Annotated in this window: 15 protein-coding genes; 8 read left to right on the top strand and 7 right to left on the bottom strand. The window is 71.7% G+C overall.

Annotated features, from left to right (window positions below; genetic code table 11):
- Nucleotides 1-282 precede the first annotated feature (282 nt).
- Together ACWGIG_RS23050 and ACWGIG_RS23045 are read left to right on the top strand one after the other, a co-directional pair.
- Complete coding sequence (locus tag ACWGIG_RS23050) at nt 283-1,095, top strand: SAM-dependent methyltransferase (protein ID WP_453323531.1); 813 nt, start codon at nt 283-285, stop codon at nt 1,093-1,095.
- A 209-nt stretch (nt 1,096-1,304) separates the two neighbouring features.
- The gene (locus ACWGIG_RS23045) at nt 1,305-3,398 is read left to right on the top strand and encodes a putative bifunctional diguanylate cyclase/phosphodiesterase (RefSeq protein WP_453323532.1); all 2,094 of its coding nucleotides are present in this window, start codon (nt 1,305-1,307) and stop codon (nt 3,396-3,398) included.
- Between the two features lie 140 nt (nt 3,399-3,538).
- On the opposite strand, the gene ACWGIG_RS23040 is transcribed toward ACWGIG_RS23045, so the two are convergent.
- On the bottom strand, nt 3,539-4,417 hold the full coding sequence (locus ACWGIG_RS23040; RefSeq protein ID WP_453323530.1) for a LysR family transcriptional regulator: 879 nt from the start codon (nt 4,415-4,417) through the stop codon (nt 3,539-3,541).
- A 95-nt stretch (nt 4,418-4,512) separates the two neighbouring features.
- Between ACWGIG_RS23040 and ACWGIG_RS23035 the strand changes: the two genes are divergently transcribed.
- The 3 genes from ACWGIG_RS23035 to ACWGIG_RS23025 are packed head-to-tail and all read left to right on the top strand — an operon-like array spanning nt 4,513 to nt 7,941.
- Nucleotides 4,513-5,244 (top strand): succinate dehydrogenase cytochrome b subunit, encoded by a 732-nt coding sequence (locus ACWGIG_RS23035; protein WP_453323529.1) that lies wholly within the window; start codon nt 4,513-4,515, stop codon nt 5,242-5,244.
- 1 nt (nt 5,245) lies between these two features.
- Entirely contained in the window at nt 5,246-7,198 is a 1,953-nt protein-coding gene (locus ACWGIG_RS23030) for a fumarate reductase/succinate dehydrogenase flavoprotein subunit (RefSeq protein WP_453323528.1), read from the top strand.
- Nucleotides 7,195-7,941, top strand: a complete 747-nt coding sequence (locus ACWGIG_RS23025; RefSeq protein WP_453323527.1) for a succinate dehydrogenase/fumarate reductase iron-sulfur subunit — start codon at nt 7,195-7,197, stop codon at nt 7,939-7,941. The genes ACWGIG_RS23030 and ACWGIG_RS23025 overlap by 4 nt, the downstream gene beginning before the upstream one ends.
- Nucleotides 7,942-7,969: 28 nt before the next feature.
- On the opposite strand, the gene ACWGIG_RS23020 is transcribed toward ACWGIG_RS23025, so the two are convergent.
- Both ACWGIG_RS23020 and ACWGIG_RS23015 read right to left on the bottom strand, forming a co-directional pair.
- The gene (locus ACWGIG_RS23020; RefSeq protein WP_453323526.1) at nt 7,970-10,375 is read right to left on the bottom strand and encodes an ATP-binding cassette domain-containing protein; all 2,406 of its coding nucleotides are present in this window, start codon (nt 10,373-10,375) and stop codon (nt 7,970-7,972) included.
- 141 nt (nt 10,376-10,516) lie between these two features.
- Nucleotides 10,517-11,560 (bottom strand): MsnO8 family LLM class oxidoreductase, encoded by a 1,044-nt coding sequence (locus ACWGIG_RS23015; protein WP_453323525.1) that lies wholly within the window; start codon nt 11,558-11,560, stop codon nt 10,517-10,519.
- A 141-nt stretch (nt 11,561-11,701) separates the two neighbouring features.
- On the opposite strand from ACWGIG_RS23015, the gene ACWGIG_RS23010 reads away from it, so the two are divergent.
- Entirely contained in the window at nt 11,702-12,190 is a 489-nt protein-coding gene (locus tag ACWGIG_RS23010) for a phosphatase domain-containing protein (RefSeq protein ID WP_453323524.1), read from the top strand.
- Nucleotides 12,191-12,429: 239 nt separating this feature from the next.
- Nucleotides 12,430-13,587 (top strand): extracellular solute-binding protein, encoded by a 1,158-nt coding sequence (locus ACWGIG_RS23005; RefSeq protein WP_453323523.1) that lies wholly within the window; start codon nt 12,430-12,432, stop codon nt 13,585-13,587.
- A gap of 276 nt (nt 13,588-13,863) precedes the next feature.
- Here ACWGIG_RS23005 and egtD read toward each other — a convergent pair whose 3' ends face one another.
- The 4 genes from egtD to egtA are packed head-to-tail and all read right to left on the bottom strand — an operon-like array spanning nt 13,864 to nt 18,192.
- Nucleotides 13,864-14,826 carry an L-histidine N(alpha)-methyltransferase gene (gene egtD / locus ACWGIG_RS23000; protein WP_453323522.1) on the bottom strand — a complete coding sequence of 321 codons (963 nt, stop codon included), beginning with the start codon at nt 14,824-14,826 and terminating at the stop codon, nt 13,864-13,866.
- Nucleotides 14,823-15,578, bottom strand: a complete 756-nt coding sequence (gene egtC / locus ACWGIG_RS22995; protein ID WP_453323521.1) for an ergothioneine biosynthesis protein EgtC — start codon at nt 15,576-15,578, stop codon at nt 14,823-14,825. The genes egtD and egtC overlap by 4 nt, the downstream gene beginning before the upstream one ends.
- Nucleotides 15,578-16,921, bottom strand: a complete 1,344-nt coding sequence (gene egtB / locus ACWGIG_RS22990; protein ID WP_453323520.1) for an ergothioneine biosynthesis protein EgtB — start codon at nt 16,919-16,921, stop codon at nt 15,578-15,580. The genes egtC and egtB overlap by 1 nt, the downstream gene beginning before the upstream one ends.
- Entirely contained in the window at nt 16,918-18,192 is a 1,275-nt protein-coding gene (gene egtA, locus ACWGIG_RS22985) for an ergothioneine biosynthesis glutamate--cysteine ligase EgtA (protein ID WP_453323519.1), read from the bottom strand. Before egtA ends, egtB begins: the two co-directional genes overlap by 4 nt.
- A 191-nt stretch (nt 18,193-18,383) precedes the next feature.
- On the opposite strand from egtA, the gene ACWGIG_RS22980 reads away from it, so the two are divergent.
- Entirely contained in the window at nt 18,384-19,271 is an 888-nt protein-coding gene (locus ACWGIG_RS22980) for a TIGR02452 family protein (RefSeq protein WP_453323518.1), read from the top strand.
- The last annotated feature ends 87 nt before the right edge of the window (nt 19,272-19,358 follow it).

Below are 19,358 nucleotides of genomic sequence, written 5' to 3'. Positions count from 1 at the left end.
CCCCAGGGTAAACGCGTGGGCCCCCCAAAGTATCTGTCCCTGACAATCCGCTCATCCTGTCGGCCCGTGGTTCCCGCTCGGTGGGGTAACCACGGGCCGGACGCGTCCCGGGCACCTCGCGTGAACGTAGGGGTGCATGTCATCGGAGTGTGACCGAGAACGGACCGCCATTTTCCGTTTTCACTCGCTCTGCTGGCTGCGGATCAGTAGCCTCGGCTCGAACAACCGGGCACAGTGATCAGCCGTGCCCGAACTCGTTGTGGCGACTTGTTGGAGACATTGATGGAGCGTCCCGCCTGGGCCCCGCCCGGCATCGACATCTCGATGCCGAGCGTGTCCCGCATCTACGACTTCTACCTGGGCGGTTCGCACAACTTCGAGGTCGACCGGGAGGCGGCCCGCCGGGCCATGGAGTTCATGCCGGGCCTGCCCAAGGTCATGCAGGCGAACCGGGCGGTCATGCGGCGGGCCGTGCGGCACGCACTGTCCGAGGGCGTCACGCAGTTCCTCGACATCGGCTCCGGCATCCCCACCTTCGGCAACGTCCACGAGGTCGCCCAGGCCGCCGACCCCGGGGCGCGCGTCGTGTACGTCGACCACGACCCGGTGGCCGTCGCCCACAGCCAGGCGGTACTCGCCGGGAACGACCTGGCCACGGTCATCGCCGCGGACCTGCGCAAGCCGCGCGAGATCCTGGACCACCCCGAGCTGGGTGAACTCCTCGACCTGGAACGGCCGGTGGCGCTCCTCCTGGTCGCCGTACTGCACTTCATCGAGGACGCCGACGACCCGCAGGCCGCCGTCGCCACCCTCCGCGACGCGCTCGCGCCGGGCAGCATGCTGATCGTCACCCACGCCTCGTTCGAGGGCATCCCGGTCCCGGAGGAACAGGCGAGCGGCACCGTCGACGTCTACCAGCAGATCAAGAGCCCGCTGATCATGCGCTCGCACGCCGAGGTCGACCGGTTCTTCGACGGGTTCGAGATGGTGGCACCCGGCCTCGTCCCGATGGCCGACTGGCGGCCCGAAACCCCTGTCGCGCAGGAGGACCCGTACGCGTTCTCGGGCTTCGCAGGGGTGGGGCGCAAGGCGTGAGCGCGCAGGCGCAGGCACCGGACGGGGCGCACGGACCGGGCTCCGTCCCCGACGGCAAGGCGCACGGACCGGGCTCCGTCCCCGACGCTCAACCCCACGGCGGTGCCGCTCCGGACGGCAGGGCCCACGGCGGTCCCGCTCCCGACAGTCAGGCGCACGGCGACCCCGCCCCCGACGGCCCCGAGGACCGGCTCCGGCGGTTCGCCACGATCTGGAGCCGGGCCATCTTCCCGGCCACCGCCACCTCCCTGACCCGCCCCGAGTTCGAGCAGCTCCTGCTGCCGCTCGCCCGGCGGCTCGGCACGGCCCTGCACCGGCGGCCCTTCGACCCGGCGCCCGCGCACGAGGTCGGGGCCGCCCTCGTCGGCGCACACTGCACCGACCCGGACGCCCTCGTGCGTACCCTCGGCGTCGTCGAGTCGTACCTCGTCCTCTACTGCGCCGCCGGTGACGAAGCCCCGGCCGCCGCCGAGGAGAACCGGGCCCGCTGCGCCCGCCTCCAGCACGGCATCGCCGCCGGCTTCGCCCAGGCGCTGCGCGAGCGCACCCTGCGCGAGCAGGAGGCCATCGCCCGGTCCGCCCTGTCCGCCCGCAGCGAGGCCCAGCAGGCCCTGCACGCCACCGAGGAACGCTTCCGCGCGGTCTTCGAGGGAGCGGCCGTCGGTATCGGAATCGCCGCACTCGACGGCACCATCCTGGAGGTCAACGAGACGCTGACCCGGATGTTCGGCGGCCTCGACTCCCAGGTCAGGGGCCGCAAGGTCAGCGAGTGGGGACACCCCGAGGACACCGCCCAAGTCTGGCGGATGTACGAGGAGTTGGTGCGCGGCGAGCGTGACCACTACCGCTGCGAGAAGGCGTTCTACCGCGGCGACGGCACCGTCCTGTGGACCAACCTCACGGTGTCCCTGCTGCGCGACTCCGACGGCCGCCCCCAGTACCAGCTCGCCCTCATGGAGGACACCACCGAGCGTCGGCTCCTCAACCTGCGGCTGCGCTACGAAGCCACCCACGACGCGCTCACCGGCCTGCCCAACCGCACGCTGTTCTTCGAACGGCTGGAGAAGGCCCTGTCCGTGCGCGGTGCCACCCGCTTCGGGCTCTGCTACCTCGACCTGGACGGCTTCAAGGCCGTCAACGACAGCCTCGGCCACTCCGCAGGGGACCGTCTGCTCGTCGAGGTCGCCGACCGGCTGCAGAGCTGTGCGACCGCCCCGGGCGAGATGGTGGCCCGGCTCGGCGGCGACGAGTTCGTGGCGCTGACCACGGGACCCGACACCCGCCGCGAGGTCGACGACCTGGCCGCCCGGATACTGTCCGCGCTGGCCACCCCGATACACCTGGAGGGCCGCGAGATCACCGTGCGCGGCTCCATCGGCATCGTCGAGGGCCCGGCGGGCGAGCGCGGTCCCGCGGACGTGCTGCGCAGCGCCGACATCACCATGTACCGGGCCAAGTCGGCGGGCGGCAACCGCTTCGAGTTCGCCGACGACGAGGCCGACGCACGCGCCATCACCCGGCACGGGCTGACCAACGCGCTGCCCGCGGCCCTGGAGCGCGGCGAGTTCTTCATCGAGTACCAGCCGCTGGTCCACCTCGGTGACGGCAGCGTGCACGGCGCCGAGGCCCTGGTCCGCTGGAGCCACCCGCAGCACGGCGTCCTCGGCCCGGACCGGTTCATCCCGCTCGCCGAGCACACCGGCCTCATCGTGCCGCTCGGCCGCTGGGTGCTCCAGGAGTCCGTCACCCAGGCCAGGTACTGGCAGGAGAAGCACGCCGACGGCGGACCCCTGCGCATCAACGTCAACCTCTCGCCCACCCAGCTGCACCACCCCGGCCTGGTCGCCGACACCGTCGAGGTCCTGGAACGCGCCGGACTCTCGCCCGGGGCACTGTGCCTGGAAGTCACCGAGTCCGCGCTGATAGGGGCCGACGACGACCTCCTGAAGCCGCTGCGTCAGCTCGCCGAGATGGGCGTCGACATCGCGCTGGACGATTTCGGTACGGGGTACTCCAACCTCGCCAACCTGCGCCGCCTGCCGGTGAGCGTCCTGAAGCTGGACCGCTCCTTCACCCAGAGCATGCAGCAACTGCCCGCCGATCCGGTGGACTTGAAGATCGTCGAAGGGATCGTCTCACTCGCCCACAGCCTGGAACTGGCCGTGACCGTCGAGGGTGTCGAAACGGGCGCCCAGGCCGACCAGTTGAGGGAGCTGGGCTGCGACACGGCGCAGGGGTGGTACTACGCGAGGCCGGGTGCGCCGGACAGGATCCACTCGCTGATGCTTGTGGACGCGGTCTGATCGGGGCCGCCCCTGGGGCTGCCCGTCCGGGCCGGGTGGTCGTCGTGCGGGTGCGTCGTGGCTGGTCGCGCAGTTCCCCGCGCCCCTCCATGCCTGCCCCTAGCTCCCTGGGCGGCTGACACCGCCCGTCCCGCGACCGCTCACCGCTCCGCCAGGAGCACGCGCTGCAACTCCCGCGCCGCCCGAGGCGGAGCCACGTCGCTGCGGTGGGCCAGTGCGATCGTGCGTCGTAGTCCCGGGCCGGCCAGCGGGGTGGTCCGCAGGCCCGTGCCGGACCGCTCCGCCACCATGCGCGGGACGACGGCCACGCCAAGACCCGCCCGTACGAAACCGAGGACCGCGTCCATCTCGCCGCCCTCCACCGTGAACGTCGGCTCGAAGCCCTCGGCGCGGCAGGCGGCCACGGTCAGTTCCCGCAGGTCGTAGCCGTGCCGGAACATCACCATCGGCTCGTCCCGCAGATCCGCGATCCGCACCGGCCTGCGCGGCGCCCGCGCGGACGGCGAGGAGACCACCACCAGGTCCTCGTGCAGCAGCTCGACCGTGGTGAGCGCGGGGGAGGGGGTGGGCAGCGGCAGGACGACGAGGGCGAGGTCCAGGGCGCCGCGCGCCAGTTCTCGTACGAGATCGTGCGAGCCGCCCTCCTCGACGAGCAGCTGGATCCCGGGGTGCGCGTCGTGGAAGGTGCGCAGCACGTCGGGCAGGAGCCCGGTGCACAGGCTCGGCGTCGCGCCGAGGCGCACCCGCCCCCGCCGCAGCTGCGCCAGCTCCTGCACCTCAAGGCGCGCGGTGTCCGTGTCGGCGAGGATCCGCCGGGCGAGCGGGAGGAGCGCCTCGCCCGCGTCGGTCAGGGCGATGTTGCCGCGTGCCCTGGTGAAGAGATCGGCACCCAACTCCCGCTCCAGTGAGCGGATCTGCTGGGAGAGCGAAGGCTGCGCCACATGCAGCTCCTCGGCGGCACGGGTGAAGTGCCGGGACTCGGCGACGGCCACGAAATAGCGGAGCTGCTGGAACTGCATGAGGCCAGTCTAAATGCTTCGATAGGCATTGCCTATGGAGATGAGCCGCACCATGTCTTGGACCTCTGGGGCCTTCCGGCCTAGCGTCTTGGTCCATGGCTCTGGCAACGCGGCAGGACACCGCACCCTCCCGAAAACCGCCCGTACGGCGCCCCACCGGACTCCGGGGATTCTGGGGGTCGACCGTCGGCAAGAAGACGGTCATGGCCGTCAGCGGGCTGATCATGCTCGGGTATCTCGTCGCGCACATGATCGGCAATCTGAAGATCTTCTTCGGGACGGACGAGTTCAACGGCTACGCGCACTGGCTGCGCACCATGGGCGACCCCGTCCTGCACTACGAGTGGGGGCTGTGGCTCGTCCGCGTGCTGCTGCTCGCCGCGGTCGTCGGGCACGGCGTGGCCGCGTACCAGCTCAGCCGCCGGGACATCCGGGCCAGGCCCGTCGCGTACGCCCACAAGCGGCGCCGCGCGAGCTACGCGACCCGCACCATGCGCTGGGGCGGCATCATCCTGCTGCTCTTCATCGTGTGGCACCTGCTCGACCTGACGACCCTCACCGTCAACCCGCACGCGCAGTCCGGGCATCCGTACGAGAACGTCGTCGCCACCTTCTCCCAGTGGCACGGCAACGTGATCTACATCGTCGCCATGCTCGCCGTCGGCCTGCACATCAGGCACGGATTCTGGAGCGCGGCCCAGACGCTCGGCGTCGGCAACGCCACCCGCGAACGCATCCTGAAGGCCGTCGCCCATCTCCTCGCCCTCGTGCTGACCGTGGGCTTCCTCTCCGTGCCGGTCGCCGTGATGACCGGATTGGTGAACTGACATGACCTCCTCGTACGCCGCATACTCCACCGGCGAACCGATCACCGACACCAGGGCCCCGGCAGGACCCGTCGCCGACCGCTGGGACACCCGCCGCTTCGAGGCGAAGCTGGTCAACCCCGCCAACCGGCGCAAGCACACCGTGATCGTCGTCGGCACAGGACTCGCCGGCGGCTCGGCGGGGGCCACACTCGCCGAACAGGGCTACCACGTCGTGCAGTTCTGCTTCTCCGACTCCCCGCGCCGCGCCCACTCGATCGCCGCCCAGGGCGGCATCAACGCCGCCAAGAACTACCGCAACGACGGCGACTCGGTGCACCGGCTCTTCTACGACACCGTCAAGGGCGGCGACTTCCGCGCCCGCGAGTCCAACGTGCACCGGCTCGCCCAGATCTCCGTCGAGATCATCGACCAGTGCGTGGCCCAGGGCGTCCCCTTCGCCCGCGAGTACGGCGGCCTGCTCGACACCCGTTCCTTCGGCGGCGTCCAGGTGTCCCGGACCTTCTACGCACGCGGCCAGACCGGACAGCAGCTGCTGCTCGGCGCCTACCAGGCGCTGTCGCGGCAGATCGCCGCCGGGAACGTCGAGATGCACCCGCGCACCGAGATGCTCGACCTGATCGTCGTGGACGGCAAGGCGCGCGGCATCGTCGCCCGTGACCTGGTCACCGGGAAGATCGACACGTACTTCGCGGACGCCGTCGTCCTCGCGTCGGGCGGCTACGGCAACGTCTTCTACCTGTCGACGAACGCCATGAACTCCAACGCCACCGCGATCTGGCGGGCGCACCGGCGCGGCGCGTACTTCGCCAACCCCTGCTTCACCCAGATCCACCCCACCTGCATCCCGCGCACCGGCGACCACCAGTCCAAGCTGACGCTGATGAGCGAGTCGCTGCGCAACGACGGCCGCATCTGGGTGCCGAAGGCGCACGGCGACACGCGGCCCGCCCGCGAGATCCCCGAGGACGAGCGCGACTACTACCTGGAGCGCATCTACCCCTCCTTCGGCAACCTCGTCCCCCGCGACATCGCCTCGCGCGCCGCCAAGAACGTCTGCGACGAGGGCAGGGGGGTCGGCCCCGGCGGACAGGGCGTCTACCTGGACTTCGCGGACGCCATCGCCCGGATGGGCCGCAAGGCCGTCGAGGAGAAGTACGGCAACCTCTTCGACATGTACGCGCGGATCACCGCCGAGGACCCGTACGAGACGCCCATGCGGATCTACCCCGCCGTGCACTACACCATGGGCGGGCTGTGGGTCGACTACGACCTCCAGACCACCGTGCCCGGCCTGTTCGCCGTCGGCGAGGCCAACTTCTCCGACCACGGCGCGAACCGTCTCGGCGCCTCCGCGCTGATGCAGGGCCTGGCCGACGGGTACTTCGTACTCCCCTCCACCATCAACGACTACCTCGCCAGGAACGCCCACCTGGAGCCCGTGGACGCCTCCCACCCGGCCGCGGCCGAGGTCGTACGGGAGACCGGGCAGCGCATCGAGAGGCTGCTCGCCGTCGACGGCGACCGCACCCCCGACTCCTTCCACCGCGAACTCGGCGAGCTGATGTGGGAGTTCTGCGGCATGGCGCGGACCGAGGAGGGCCTGCGCAAGGCGCTCGACCGGATCCCGGAGATCCGCGAGGAGTTCTGGCGGCGGATCAAGGTGCCGGGCACCGGCGAGGAGTTCAACCAGTCGCTGGAGAAGGCCAACCGCATCGTCGACTACCTGGAGCTCGCCGAGCTGATGTGCCTCGACGCACTGCACCGCGAGGAGTCCTGCGGCGGCCACTTCCGCGAGGAGTCCCAGACCCCGGACGGCGAGGCCGCCCGCGACGACGAGAACTTCTCGTACGCCGCCGCCTGGGAGTTCACCCCCGGCAGCGGCGCCCCCGTCCTGCACAAGGAAGACCTGGTCTTCGAGTACGTCCATCCCACCCAGCGGAGCTACGCATGAGGCTCACCCTGCGCGTCTGGCGCCAGAAGAACCCCCACACCCCCGGGGAGATGGCGAGTTACGACGTCGACGGCATCTCCGAGGACATGTCGTTCCTCGAAATGCTCGACACCCTCAACGAGGAACTCATCCTCTCCGGCGACGACCCCGTCGCCTTCGACCACGACTGCCGCGAAGGCATCTGCGGCGCGTGCTCGCTCGTCATCAACGGCGACGCGCACGGCCCCGAGGCCACCACCACCTGCCAGCTCCACATGCGGTCCTTCGCCGACGGCGACACCATCGACGTCGAACCGTGGCGGGCCTCCGCGTTCCCCGTGGTCAAGGACCTCGTCGTGGACCGGTCGGCCTTCGACAGGATCATCCAGGCGGGCGGCTACGTGAGCGTGCCGACCGGCGCGGCGCCCGAGGCCCACGCCACGCCCGTGCCCAAGGCCGACGCCGACTTCGCCTTCGAGCACGCCGAGTGCATCGGCTGCGGGGCGTGCGTCGCGGCCTGCCCCAACGGATCGGCGATGCTGTTCACCTCGGCCAAGATCAACCATCTGAACGTGCTCCCGCAGGGTGCGCCCGAGCGGGAGACCCGCGTCCTCGACATGGTCGCGCAGATGGACGACGAGGGCTTCGGAGGCTGCACCCTCGCCGGGGAATGCGCCACCGCCTGCCCCAAGGGGATCCCACTGCCGTCCATCGCGGCGATGAACAAGGAGTGGCTGCGGGCGAACCGAAAGGCCCGGCGCTGACTTCCCGCACGCCGGCACGGTCGAGAGCTCAGGACGGCGTCCCGGTCGCTCTGCCGTGCGCCGTCCCGGTCGCTGCCCCGTGTGCCGTCCCGGCGAACTCCTTCGCGAGATAGGGGGCGGTCCGGCTGTCCCGCGACCCGGCCACCTCGCGGGGCGGCCCGGCGGCCACGATCCGGCCTCCCTCGTCGCCGCCTCCGGGCCCGAGGTCGACGATCCAGTCGGCGATCGCCGCAACTGCCATGTCGTGCTCCACGACGACCACCGAATTCCCGGCGTCGACGAGGCCCTGCAGCTGCCGCATCAGCACCTCGGCATCGGCCGGATGCAGCCCGGTCGTCGGCTCGTCCAGGACGTACAGGGTGTGCCCGCGCCGGGTCGTCGCACGCTGCAACTCAGCTGCCAGCTTGATGCGTTGGGCCTCGCCTCCGGACAGCTCGGTGGCGGGCTGCCCCAGCCGCAGATAGCCGAGACCGACATCGAGGAGCGCGCGCAGACTGCGGGCGGCGACCGGGACGTCCACGAAGAACTCGGCCGCCTCCTCGACCGTCAGGTCCAGCACCTCGGCGATGTTCAGACCCCGATGGGTGACCTGGAGGGTCTGCGGGTTGTAGCGGGCCCCGTGGCAGTCCGGGCACGGCGCGTACGTACTGGGCAGGAAGAGCAGCTCCACCGAGACGAAGCCCTCGCCCTGGCAGGTCTCGCACCGCCCGCCGGTCACGTTGAAGGAGAACCGCCCCGCCCTGTACCCGCGTGCCTTCGCCTCGTCCGTCGCCGTGAACAGCTTCCGCACGACGTCGAAGAGGCCGGTGTACGTCGCCAGGTTGGACCGGGGCGTACGGCCGATGGGCTTCTGATCGACCGTCACCAGGCGTCCCACGCCCGGGAGCCGGTCGGTGATCTCGCCGACGAGGGTCGACTTCCCGGACCCTGAGACCCCGGTCACGGCGGTGAACACCCCGAGCGGCAGCTCCGCCTCCAGCGCGGTGAGGTTGTGCCGGGTGACCGGGCCGAGCTTCAGCCAGGCCGACGGCTCGCGCACCGCACGCACCGGCGCCGGCTCCCGGTCGGCGAGGAACCGCCGCGTCACCGACTCCGCGACCCCCGCGAGCCCGGCGGGCGGGCCGCTGTGCAGCACCAGCCCGCCGTGGGTGCCGGCCGCGGGACCGACGTCCACGAGCCAGTCCGCGCGGCGTACGACATCGAGGTGGTGCTCCACCGCGAAGACCGAGTTGCCCGCCGCCTTCAGCCGGTCCAGGACCACCAGGAGGGCCTCGGTGTCCGCCGGGTGCAGCCCGGCCGACGGCTCGTCCAGGACGTACACGACGCCGAAGAGCCCCGACCTCAACTGGGTGGCCAGGCGCAGGCGCTGGAGCTCTCCGTTGGAGAGGGTGGGAGTGGTGCGGTCCAGGCCGAGGTAGCCGAGGCCGAGCTCGGTGACGACGGCGATGCGGGCGCGCAGGTCGTCGGTGAGGACGCGGGCGGTCTCGCTGTGCCCGACGCCGCTGTCCAGGACGCGCGCCAGCTCCGAGAGGGGGAGCGCCGCCAGCTCCGCGATCGTACGGCCCGCGAAGGTGACCGCCAGGGCTTCCGGACGCAGCCTGCTGCCCCCGCACGCCGGGCACGGGGAGCTGCTCAGGAAGCGCTCGGCCTTCGCGCGCAGCGACTGGCTCCTGGTGTCGGCGAAGGTGTGCAGGACGTACCGCCGGGCGCTCATGTACGTGCCCTGGTACGGGCGTTGGATGCGGCCCGCGTCGCGCACCGGGTGCACGGTGACCACCGGCTGCTCGTCCGTGAACAGGATCCAGTCCCGGTCCCGCTGCGGCAGCTCACGCCACGGCCGGTCCACGTCGTACCCGAGGGCGTCCAGCACGTCCCGGAGGTTCTTGCCCTGCCAGGCGCCGGGCCAGGCGGCGATCGCCCCGTCGCGGACCGACAGCGAAGGGTCGGGCACCAGCAGCTCCTCGCTGGTGCCGTGGACGCGGCCGAGACCGTGGCACTCGGGGCAGGCCCCGGCGGCGGTGTTCGGGGAGAAGGCGTCCGAGTCGAGGCGCTCGGCGCCCGCCGGATAGCTGCCGGCGCGCGAGAAGAGCATCCGCAGTGAGTTCGACAGCGTGGTGACCGTACCGACGGAGGACCGCGAGGACGGCGCCGACCTGCGCTGTTCGAGGGAGACCGCGGGCGGCAGACCGCTGATCTCACCGACGCGAGGGGCGCCTACCTGGTGGATCAGCCGACGGGCGTACGGAGCCACCGACTCGAAGTAGCGGCGCTGCGCCTCCGCGTAGATCGTCCCGAAGGCCAGGGACGACTTCCCGGAACCAGAGACTCCGGTGAACACCACGAGGGCGTCGCGAGGGATGTCCACGTCGACATTGCGGAGGTTGTGCTCACGGGCGCCCCGGACGCGGACGTACGGATCGTGCGGGCTGTGCATGGGGACTCCGTACGAACGGGGGCGGTGGCGCGGCGGCGGGGGGAGCCCTGGGACAGGGCGGGGGAGCCGCGGGACAAACAAGTCGATTCTAGGCGCGGGCGGGGGTCCGGGCGCGATGCGGCCCGGGTGCGGGTGCGGCAGCTAGGCGTGAGCGGGTGCCGGGGCGGGCTGCCGGGCGCGCCCCACCAGGTCCGCCAGCAGCCGGTAGGAGTCCAGCAGTGCCGTCCGGTCGTACGTACTGGTGGTGACGAGCACCTCGTCCGCGCCGGTGGCCCCGATCACCTCGGTGAGGGCCGCCTCGACCTGCTCCTGGGTGCCGTGCAGCTGGCCGCGCAGCCCGCTCTCGTAGAAGCCCCGCTCCTTGTCGCTCATGCCGTCGGCGGCAAGGGCCCGCCGCTCGGTGTCCTCGGCGGGGGCCAGCGGCGGGAAGGTGCCGTGGGTACGCGAGTACGCCAGTGACCAGGCTTCCGGGACCAGCAGCCGGCGGGCCGCCTCCCCGCTGTCCGCAACCGCCACCGTCCCGGCAATCACCACGTACGGCTCCGGCGCCCACACGGACGGCCGGAAGTCCGCGCGGTAGCGGTCCACCGCGGCCAGGAGCTTCTCCCGGCCCCGCAGGTCGCCGACCACCACAGGCAGCCCGGCCGCGGCGGCGATCCCGGCACCCTCCCCGGTGGCCAGCACGAACGGCGGCACGCGCAGTCCCTCCGCCGGGTACGCGTGCACGGGCCCGCCGCCGGTGAACCGGCCCAGCAGCTCCGCAAGCTGTTCCGCGAAGCGGTCGGCGTCGTCCTTGTCCCGCCCGAGCGCCTTGCGCACACCGTCGGTGAAGCCCACCGAGCGGCCCAGGCCCATGTCGATCCGGCCGGGGAACAGCGCCTCCAGCACACCGAACTGCTCGGCCACCACCAGGGGCTGGTGGTTGGGCAGCATCACGCCGCCGGTCCCGACCCGGATCGTGGACGTCGCGGCGGCGACCGCGGCGGCCAGCACGGTCGGAGCGGAACCGGCCACCCCGGGCACACTGTGGTGCTCGGAGACCCAGAACCGGTCGAAGGAGCCCAGCGCTTCGAGCTGCTGGGCCAGGCGCACCGAGTCGCGCAGCGCCTGCGGGCCGTCGTGCCCCTCGCGGGTGCGGGAACGGTCCAGGACGGAAAACCGGGTCTGCGCGATCACTGTGCTCACACAGGGTTCAACGCAGGGGCGGCGACAAGATTCCCGAACGGCACTTCGGAGGGGACCAAGGCGGAGGGGTCCGGCCCGGAGCGGACCGGGCGGGAGGGGATCCGCCCGGAGAGGATCAGGCCGGGTCCCTAGGCTGTGACCATGACGGATCACCTCAGGCCCCTCGCCGTGTTCGACCTCGACGGAACCCTCGCCGACAGCGCGCACCGCCAGCGCTTCCTGGACCGCAAGCCGCGCGACTGGAACTCCTTCTTCGCCGCCGCGCCCCAGGACCCGCCCCTCACCGAGGGCGTCGCGCTCGCACTGAGCAGCGCGCAGGAGTGCGAGGTCGTCTACCTCACCGGGCGCCCGGAGAAGTGCCGCCCCGACACCGTCGCCTGGCTCGCCGCCCAGGGACTGCCCGAAGGGCGGCTGTGGATGCGGCCCGACAACGACCGGCGACCCGCCCGGCAGACCAAACTGGAAGTCCTCAAGAGGCTGGCCCGGGACCGGCGGGTACAGGTGCTCGTCGACGACGACGCCCTCGTGTGCGACGCGGCCGAGCAGGCGGGGTTCACGGTCGTACGCGCCCGCTGGACCGCGGCGTCACCGGCGCTCCGGGACGCCCAGGAACGGGACGGGCGTACCTGAGAAGCGGAATGCACCGGGGGAGGATCCGACAACGGCGGTGAACGGACTGCAAGTCATGCCCGTGAACCCCTTGACCAGCGGAATGGTCCATGCATATTTCTTGATCCGTGAACCTTGTGCAGAAACGCTCCATAGCCGTCGCCACCGTGTGTGCCGCGACCGGCGCCCTCCTCACTGGCTGCGGCATGCTGCCCGGATCGTCCCCCGAAAAGGAGTCCAAAACCATAACGGTCTGGCTGATGAAAGACAGTGCTTCCCAGGAGTTCCTGAAAAGGTTCACGGAAGAGTTCGAGCGCGAACACGCAGGTACGACGCTGGAGTTCCAGATCCAGCCGTGGGCCGGCATCGGCCCGAAGGTCAACAAGGCGCTGGAGAGCGACAGTCCGCCCGACATCATCGAGGTCGGCAACGCCCAAGTCGCCCAGTACGCCGACCGCGGCGGCCTGCAGAACCTCACCCTTGAGTCGGTCCGCGACTTCGGCGGCGACGACTGGCTGCCCGGACTCGCCGAACCGGGAAGAATCAGCAACGCGCAGTACGGCATCCCCTGGTACGCGGCCAACCGCGTGGTCGTCTACCGCAAGGACCTCTTCGAGAAGGCCGACGTGAAGACGCTGCCGCGCGACCGCACGGAGTGGTACCAGGCCACCAAGAAGCTGAACACCGGCGGCAACCAGGGCATCTACCTGGCCGGGCAGGACTGGTCCACGCTCTCCGGCTTCATCTGGGACGAGGGCGGCGAGCTCGCCACCGACGCCGGCGGGAAGTGGAGCGGCACGCTGCACAGCGAGGCCGCCCTCAAGGGCATGCAGTTCTACAAGAAGATGCAGGCTCTCGGTCTCGGACCCCGCAACGCGGACGAGGAGAAGCCCCCGCAGGCGGACATGTTCGCCCAGGGAGACATCGCACAGATCATCGCCACCCCCGGCACCGCGAAGCTCGTCGAGCAGAAGAACCCGCAACTGCGCGGCAAGCTCGGCTTCTTCCCCCTTCCGGGCAAGACCGCGGGCAAGCCGGGATCCGTCGTCATCGGCGGCTCCGACCTCGTGATCCCCGAGCGCACGGACCAGCGGCGCGCGTCGATCGAGGTGGTGAAGGCCCTGGCGGGCGAGAAGTGGCAGAAGGACCTCGCCCGCACCATGAACTACGTCCCCAACAAGGGCAGTCTGGCCTCCGCCGTCGCCGGCGAGGAGGGCATGGTGGCCATGGCACAGGGATCTCTGGGGGGACACGCCACTCCCGCGTCGCCCAAGTGGGGGGACGTCGAGGCGAACAACCCCATCAAGAGGTACATGACGAGGGTGCTGAACGGCGCCCCTGTCGCCCCCGCCGCGAAAACGGCATCGGCCGAGATCACGGCGATCCTGCAGCGGGTCGGCAGGGAGGAAGAGGAGTAGGAGTGGACGGGACGACAGACCCACCGGCCCGGTGACGGGGGCGCGCTCCTGTCTGGGCCGGGGGCGGAGCCGGGCAGTGTCGCCCCCCGGCCGGCTTGCGCGTGAGAGCCGGGCAGTGTCGCCCCCCCCGCTGCCGTGCGCGTGAGAGCCGGGCAGTGTCGTCCCCCCCGGCTGCCGTGCGCGTGAGAGCCGGGTGGTGTTTGCTTCCCCCGGCCGGCGCGGACCCCGGGGCCGGGTGGTGTGGTGCTCACCCGGCCCCGGGCCCGACGGCCTTTGCTACACGGGGGTGGACAGCGACAGGGCGAAGCGGGCCGCGTCGTCCGTCCACCAGTGGTCCAACTTCATTCCGGCGGCCGACAGTTCGTCCCGTATGCCCTCCTCGCGGAACTTCGCGGACACCTCGGTCCGCAGCTCCTCGCCCTCCGCGAAGGTGACCACGAGGTCCAGTGCCCGCACCTTCACCGTCAGCGCCGAGCGGGCCCGCAGCCGCATCTCGATCCACTCGTGCCCGGGGTCCCAGCGCGCCACGTGGGAGAAGTCGTCCGGTTCGAAGTCCGCGTCCAGTTCACGGTTCAGGACGGCAAGGACGTTCTTGTTGAAGGCGGCCGTCACCCCCGCCGCGTCGTCGTACGCCGCGACGAGGGTGGACTCGTCCTTCACCAGGTCCGTGCCGAGCAGCAGGGCGTCCCCGGGCAGCAGCATCGACCGTACGGACTTCAGGAACACGGCACGCTCCTCGGGCAGCAGATTGCCGAGCGTCCCGCCCAGGAAGGCCACCAGCCGCGGCCCCGGCGTACCCGGCAGGGCGAGCCCGCGGGTGAAGTCGGCGATCAGCGCGTGCACGGAGAGGTCCGGCCGTTCGGCCAGGAGGCCTTCCGCGGCGAGCCCGAGCGCGCTCTCGCTGACGTCCACGGGCACGTAACTGTGCAGCCCCGGCAGGGCGTCGAGGAGGATTCTCGTCTTCTCCGACGAACCGGAGCCCAGTTCCACCAGTGTGCGCGCGTGCGTGGCGGCGGCGACGTCCTGCGCACGGGCGCGCAGGATCTCCCGCTCCGCACGCGTCGGGTAGTACTCGGGCAGCCGGGTGATCTCCTCGAACAGCTCGCTGCCGCGCGCGTCGTAGAACCACTTGGGCGGCAGCGACTTGGGGCCGCGCCCCAGCCCCTGGAGCACATCGGTGCGCAGATCGGCGTCGGTGGAGTTCACGGGGAGGGTACGGGTCACGAGGTACGGGCTCACGCGGCGGGCTCCTTGAGCGGGGTCAGCAGGACGTCGGTGCGGGTGGCGGCGAGCAGGGTGCGGTCGGGGACCTCCACCCAGTGCGGGTCGTCGTCGTACGGCTCGGAGGCGACCACCGTGCGGCGGCCGGGCTCCGCCAGGTACCAGAGGGTGTCGCCCCAGGCGGTCGCGGTGACCGTGGTGCCGTCGGTGAGCAGCAGGTTGAGCCGGGCCCCCGGCGCGGCCACCGCCACCTCCAGCACCGTCTCGGCGAGCGCCTGGCCCATCTCGTCGCCCGCCCGCAGCCGGTGCAGGACCAGCGCCCACACCAGGGCGGAATCACAGCGCGCCTCCAGGGCCAGCAGCTCCGCCGCGGGCAGGGCGGCGGCGAGCCCCGCCATCGAGCCGGGCCAGCCGGGCAGCGCCCCGTTGTGGCTGAACAGCCACGGCCCCCAGGCGAACGGCGCCGCCGCGGCCTCGCCGTCGGCGCCCGCCACGGTCGCGTCCCGTACGGCGGCGAGCAGCGCCCCCGACCGTACGACACGGGTCAGGTCGGCGAAGTTGGCGTCCGCCCACATCGGGCCCGTACGCCGGTATCTGGCGGGCACCGGGTCGCCCTCGGCGTACCAGCCGACACCGAAACCGTCGGCGTTGACCGTGCCGTACTTCTGCAGCCGGGGCTCCCAGGCCTGGTGGTAGAGCCCGCGCAGGGGCTCGACGACGACCTGGTGCAGAGGCAACTCAGGTCCCAGAAAAGCAAGGTGACGGCACATCAGTACTCACCGTCCGAGGCGTCCCGTGCGGTGCGGAACCCGGAGAAGATCTGCCGCCGCACCGGAAGGTCCCAGTTGCGGAAGGTGCCCCGGCACGCCACCGGATCGACCCCGAAGGAGCCGCCCCGCAGTACCTTGTGCCCCGGGCCGAAGAAGACTTCCGAGTACTCGCGGTACGGGAACGGGGCGAACCCCGGATAGGGCAGGAAGTCGCTCGACGTCCACTCCCACACATCACCGATCAACTGCCCCACACCCAGCGGTGATTCACCTTCCGGATACGCCCCGACGGGAGCCGGGCGCAGATGCTGCTGGCCGAGATTGGCCCGCTGCGGGGTCGGGTCCGCGTCGCCCCACGGGTAGCGCATCGAGCGGCCGGACGCCGGATCGTGCCGGGCCGCCTTCTCCCACTCGGCCTCCGAGGGCAGCCGCCGGCCCGCCCACCGGGCGTACGCGTCCGCCTCGTACCAACTGACGTGCAGGACCGGCTCGTCGAGCGGCACCGGCTCGGTCGCACCGAAGTGCCGCCGCAGCCACTGGCCCCCCTCGCGCCGCCAGAACAACGGTGCTTTCAGGCCGTGTTCGCGGACCGTCGCCCACCCCGCCGCCTCCCACCAGGACGGCTCCGTGTAGCCGCCGTCCTCGACGAAGCGCAGATAGGCCCCGCACGAGACGGGCGTCGTGTCGATGTGGAAGGGCGGCACGAACGTGGCGTGCGCGGGTCGCTCGTTGTCCAGCGCCCACGGCTCGACCGACGTCCCCATCGTGAACGGGCCCCCGGGCACGAGCACTTCACCGGGCAGCCACGCCGCACCTTCGGGTGCGGACGGCGGCGGGGGAGCGGTCAGCGCGGTGGGACCGCGCCGCAGCTGATGGGTGATCAGCATCGTCTCGTCGTGCTGCTGCTCGTGCTGGGCGACCATCCCGAACGCGAAGGCGGCGTCCACGAGCGGTCCACCGCGCAACGGGCTGCGCTCCAGCACGTCCAGGGCCCTGCCGCGCACCTGCGCCGCGTACGCCCGGGCCTCGGCGGGGGCGAGCAGCGGCAGCGCCGGACGCTCGGAACGCGGGTGCTCGAAGGCGTCGTACACCGAGTCGATCTCGGGCCGCAGCGCGCCCTGTCCGGCGACGTTCCGCAGCAGCCACACCTCCTCCTGGTTGCCGATGTGCGCCAGGTCCCAGACCAGCGGCGACATCAACGGCGAGTACTGGGCGCCCAGTTCCGCGTCGTCGACGCAGGAGGTGAGCAGTTCGGTACGGGCCCTGGCGACGGACAGCGCCTCGACGGCGCGGCTGCGAAGCCCCTCGGAGTCCACGTCCAGGGGCTGAGCGGTGTCGGTCATCGAAGAGGTTCCTCCAGATCGAGGTCGAGCAGATCGTCGGCGGGGCAGCGGCCACGGGACACATAGCGCTCGATGTACGCGGCGACCGCGTCCCGCACCGTCTCCGCCGCGCCCAGCCGGGGCAGCGCGTCGAGGGCCGCGGCGAAGCAGATCACGGCGGCGGCGTGCAGCTCCGGATCCGACAGGCCCTCGCGGGCGGCGGTCTCCCACAGCGGATTGTGCGGCGCGGGACCCGAACCCGCCGTCTCCGCGAGGGGCTTGACGGTGCGATAGGCGATCTCCGCCGCCTGCGGGTCGTCGAACAGCGCCGCCGTCACGGCGAGCGGCACCAGCCACCCGTCCTCACCCGGCTGCGCGTCGATCATCCGCAGCTCCAGATGACCCTGCGGCCTGACCGGCGGGAACAGCGTCGTGAGGTGGTAGGCGAGATCGGCGCGGTCGGGGGCGCGCGGCTCCCGGCCGCGCGTCCAGTCCCGGAAGGTCAGCCCTTCCGGCACCTCCCACGGCTCACCGCCCCGGGCCCGTACGCACATCACCGGGGCGTCCAGCACCCGCTGCGCCCACGCGGCGCGCGGCTCGGCGCCGGACGGCGGGGCGAGCGTGCGGCCGGGCTCGATGCCGGACCAGAGGGCCTGCCTGTTCGAGCGCCACCCGGTGCGAATGCCCTGCGCATAAGGGGAGTTGGCGAACGCGGCGAGCAGTACCGCGCCCAGCAGGTGGGCCAGCAGCCAGCGCCGCCCGAGCCCCAGCGGCCCAGGCTCCTCGTGTCCGGCGTCCACGCACACCTGGACCGACGCCGAGGTGCACATCATGGCGAGGCCGGCCGGACCCGCCCGGTCGAGGTAGCGCTCCATGGCCTCGTACCGGGGCTCACGCAGGAAGCGGCGCGGCTGCTGCCAGGGGTCCTGGCCGAATCCGGCCAGGGCGAGCCCCTGCGCGCGCAGGGCGACGCGTACGGCGGTCAGATCGGCGGAGACGGAGTCGATGACTTCCGTGAGGGAGGGGGCGGGCAGTGAGCTGAGCTCCAACTGGCCGCCGGGTTCGACGGTGAGGGCCGACCGCAACGGCAGGGAGCGTGCGGCGGCGTGGGCCGCTTCGAGGCGGCCGGGAGAGACGGGCAGGTGCGGCGTGTGCAGGTCGTGGACGAGCCATTCGAGTTCCGCCCCGAGCATCCGGGGCGGGCCCGTCTTGAAGCAGATACATCGCAGCAGGTCCGCGGCCTCGGTCTCGGTGATCGGCGGCCCGCCCTCGGTGAACCGGTCGGTGGGCATGTCAATTCCTCCTGTCGAAGCGGTGCGACTGTGCCCGGCATGCGTGTCCCGGCCGCTCGGGCCGGGACACAGCAGACCACCCAACAGACTGTCCGGGCATCGCACAAGAGGCTCTTTTGGCCGAGCCTCATGTGCAGGCGCTCCCTCAAAACCCTTTGCGCCCGTGGGCGTTCGGGACGGAAGATCGTCCGGTGAGTGCACGACTGCGCGGAATCGCGCGAGAAACGGAAAGCATCGTCGCCGCCGGGCAGTACTTCTGCCCCGAGGGCCGCGCCGTATCCATCGCCGCGGACACGGCCGCCGCGATGGCGGGCACCCGGATGTACGGGCCGGAGCCGGTGGCCACCGGCCGCGAAAGCACCACCCCCGGAACCGCCACCCCCGGAACCGCCACCTCCGGAACCGCCACCTCCGCAACCGCAGCCTCCAAGGGCACCGTCTTCGAAGTCACCGGCGAGAGCAGCACCGAGGCGGCCCGCCGCCTCACCGGCGAGGCCGCCGACCCGGTCGCCGTCCTCTGCTTCGCCTCGGCCCGCAACCCGGGCGGCGGCTACCTGAACGGTGCACAGGCACAGGAGGAGGCCCTCTGCCGCGCCTCCGCGCTGTACACCTGCCTGCTGCTGGTCCCGGAGTTCTACGCCCACCACCGCGCCGACCGCGACGTGTTCTACACCGACCGCGTCATCCACTCGCCCGGTGTGCCCGTCTTCCGGGACGACCGAGGGCGGCTGCTCCCCGCCCCGTACAGGGCGGGATTCCTCACCTCGCCCGCCCCCAACGCCGGGGTGATCCGGCAGCGGGAGCCTCAAGAGGCGCATCGCATCCCGGCCGTGCTCGCCTCCCGGGCGGAACGGGTCCTGGAAGTGGCGGTGGCCTGCGGCTACCGGCGGATCGTCCTCGGGGCGTGGGGCTGCGGGGTCTTCATGAACGAACCCCCGCTGGTGGCAGGGGTGTTCAGGGACCTGCTGACCGGCGAGGGGCGGTTCGCCGGCCACTTCGACCGGGTGACCCTCGCGGTGCTGGACCGCACGGGCGAGGGTCCGGCCCTCACAGCGTTCCGTACCTCCTTCGCCGCCTGACGCGAGGCCGGCCGGCCTCGCGTCAGGCGGGACGTTCAGCCGCGCCAGCCGTACCGCGCGCCGAGCCGCCGCGCCACCTGGGCGAAC

The sequence above is a fragment of the Streptomyces sp. NPDC054863 genome (assembly GCF_053610825.1).
This window is presented reverse-complemented; position numbering and strand designations above follow the sequence as displayed.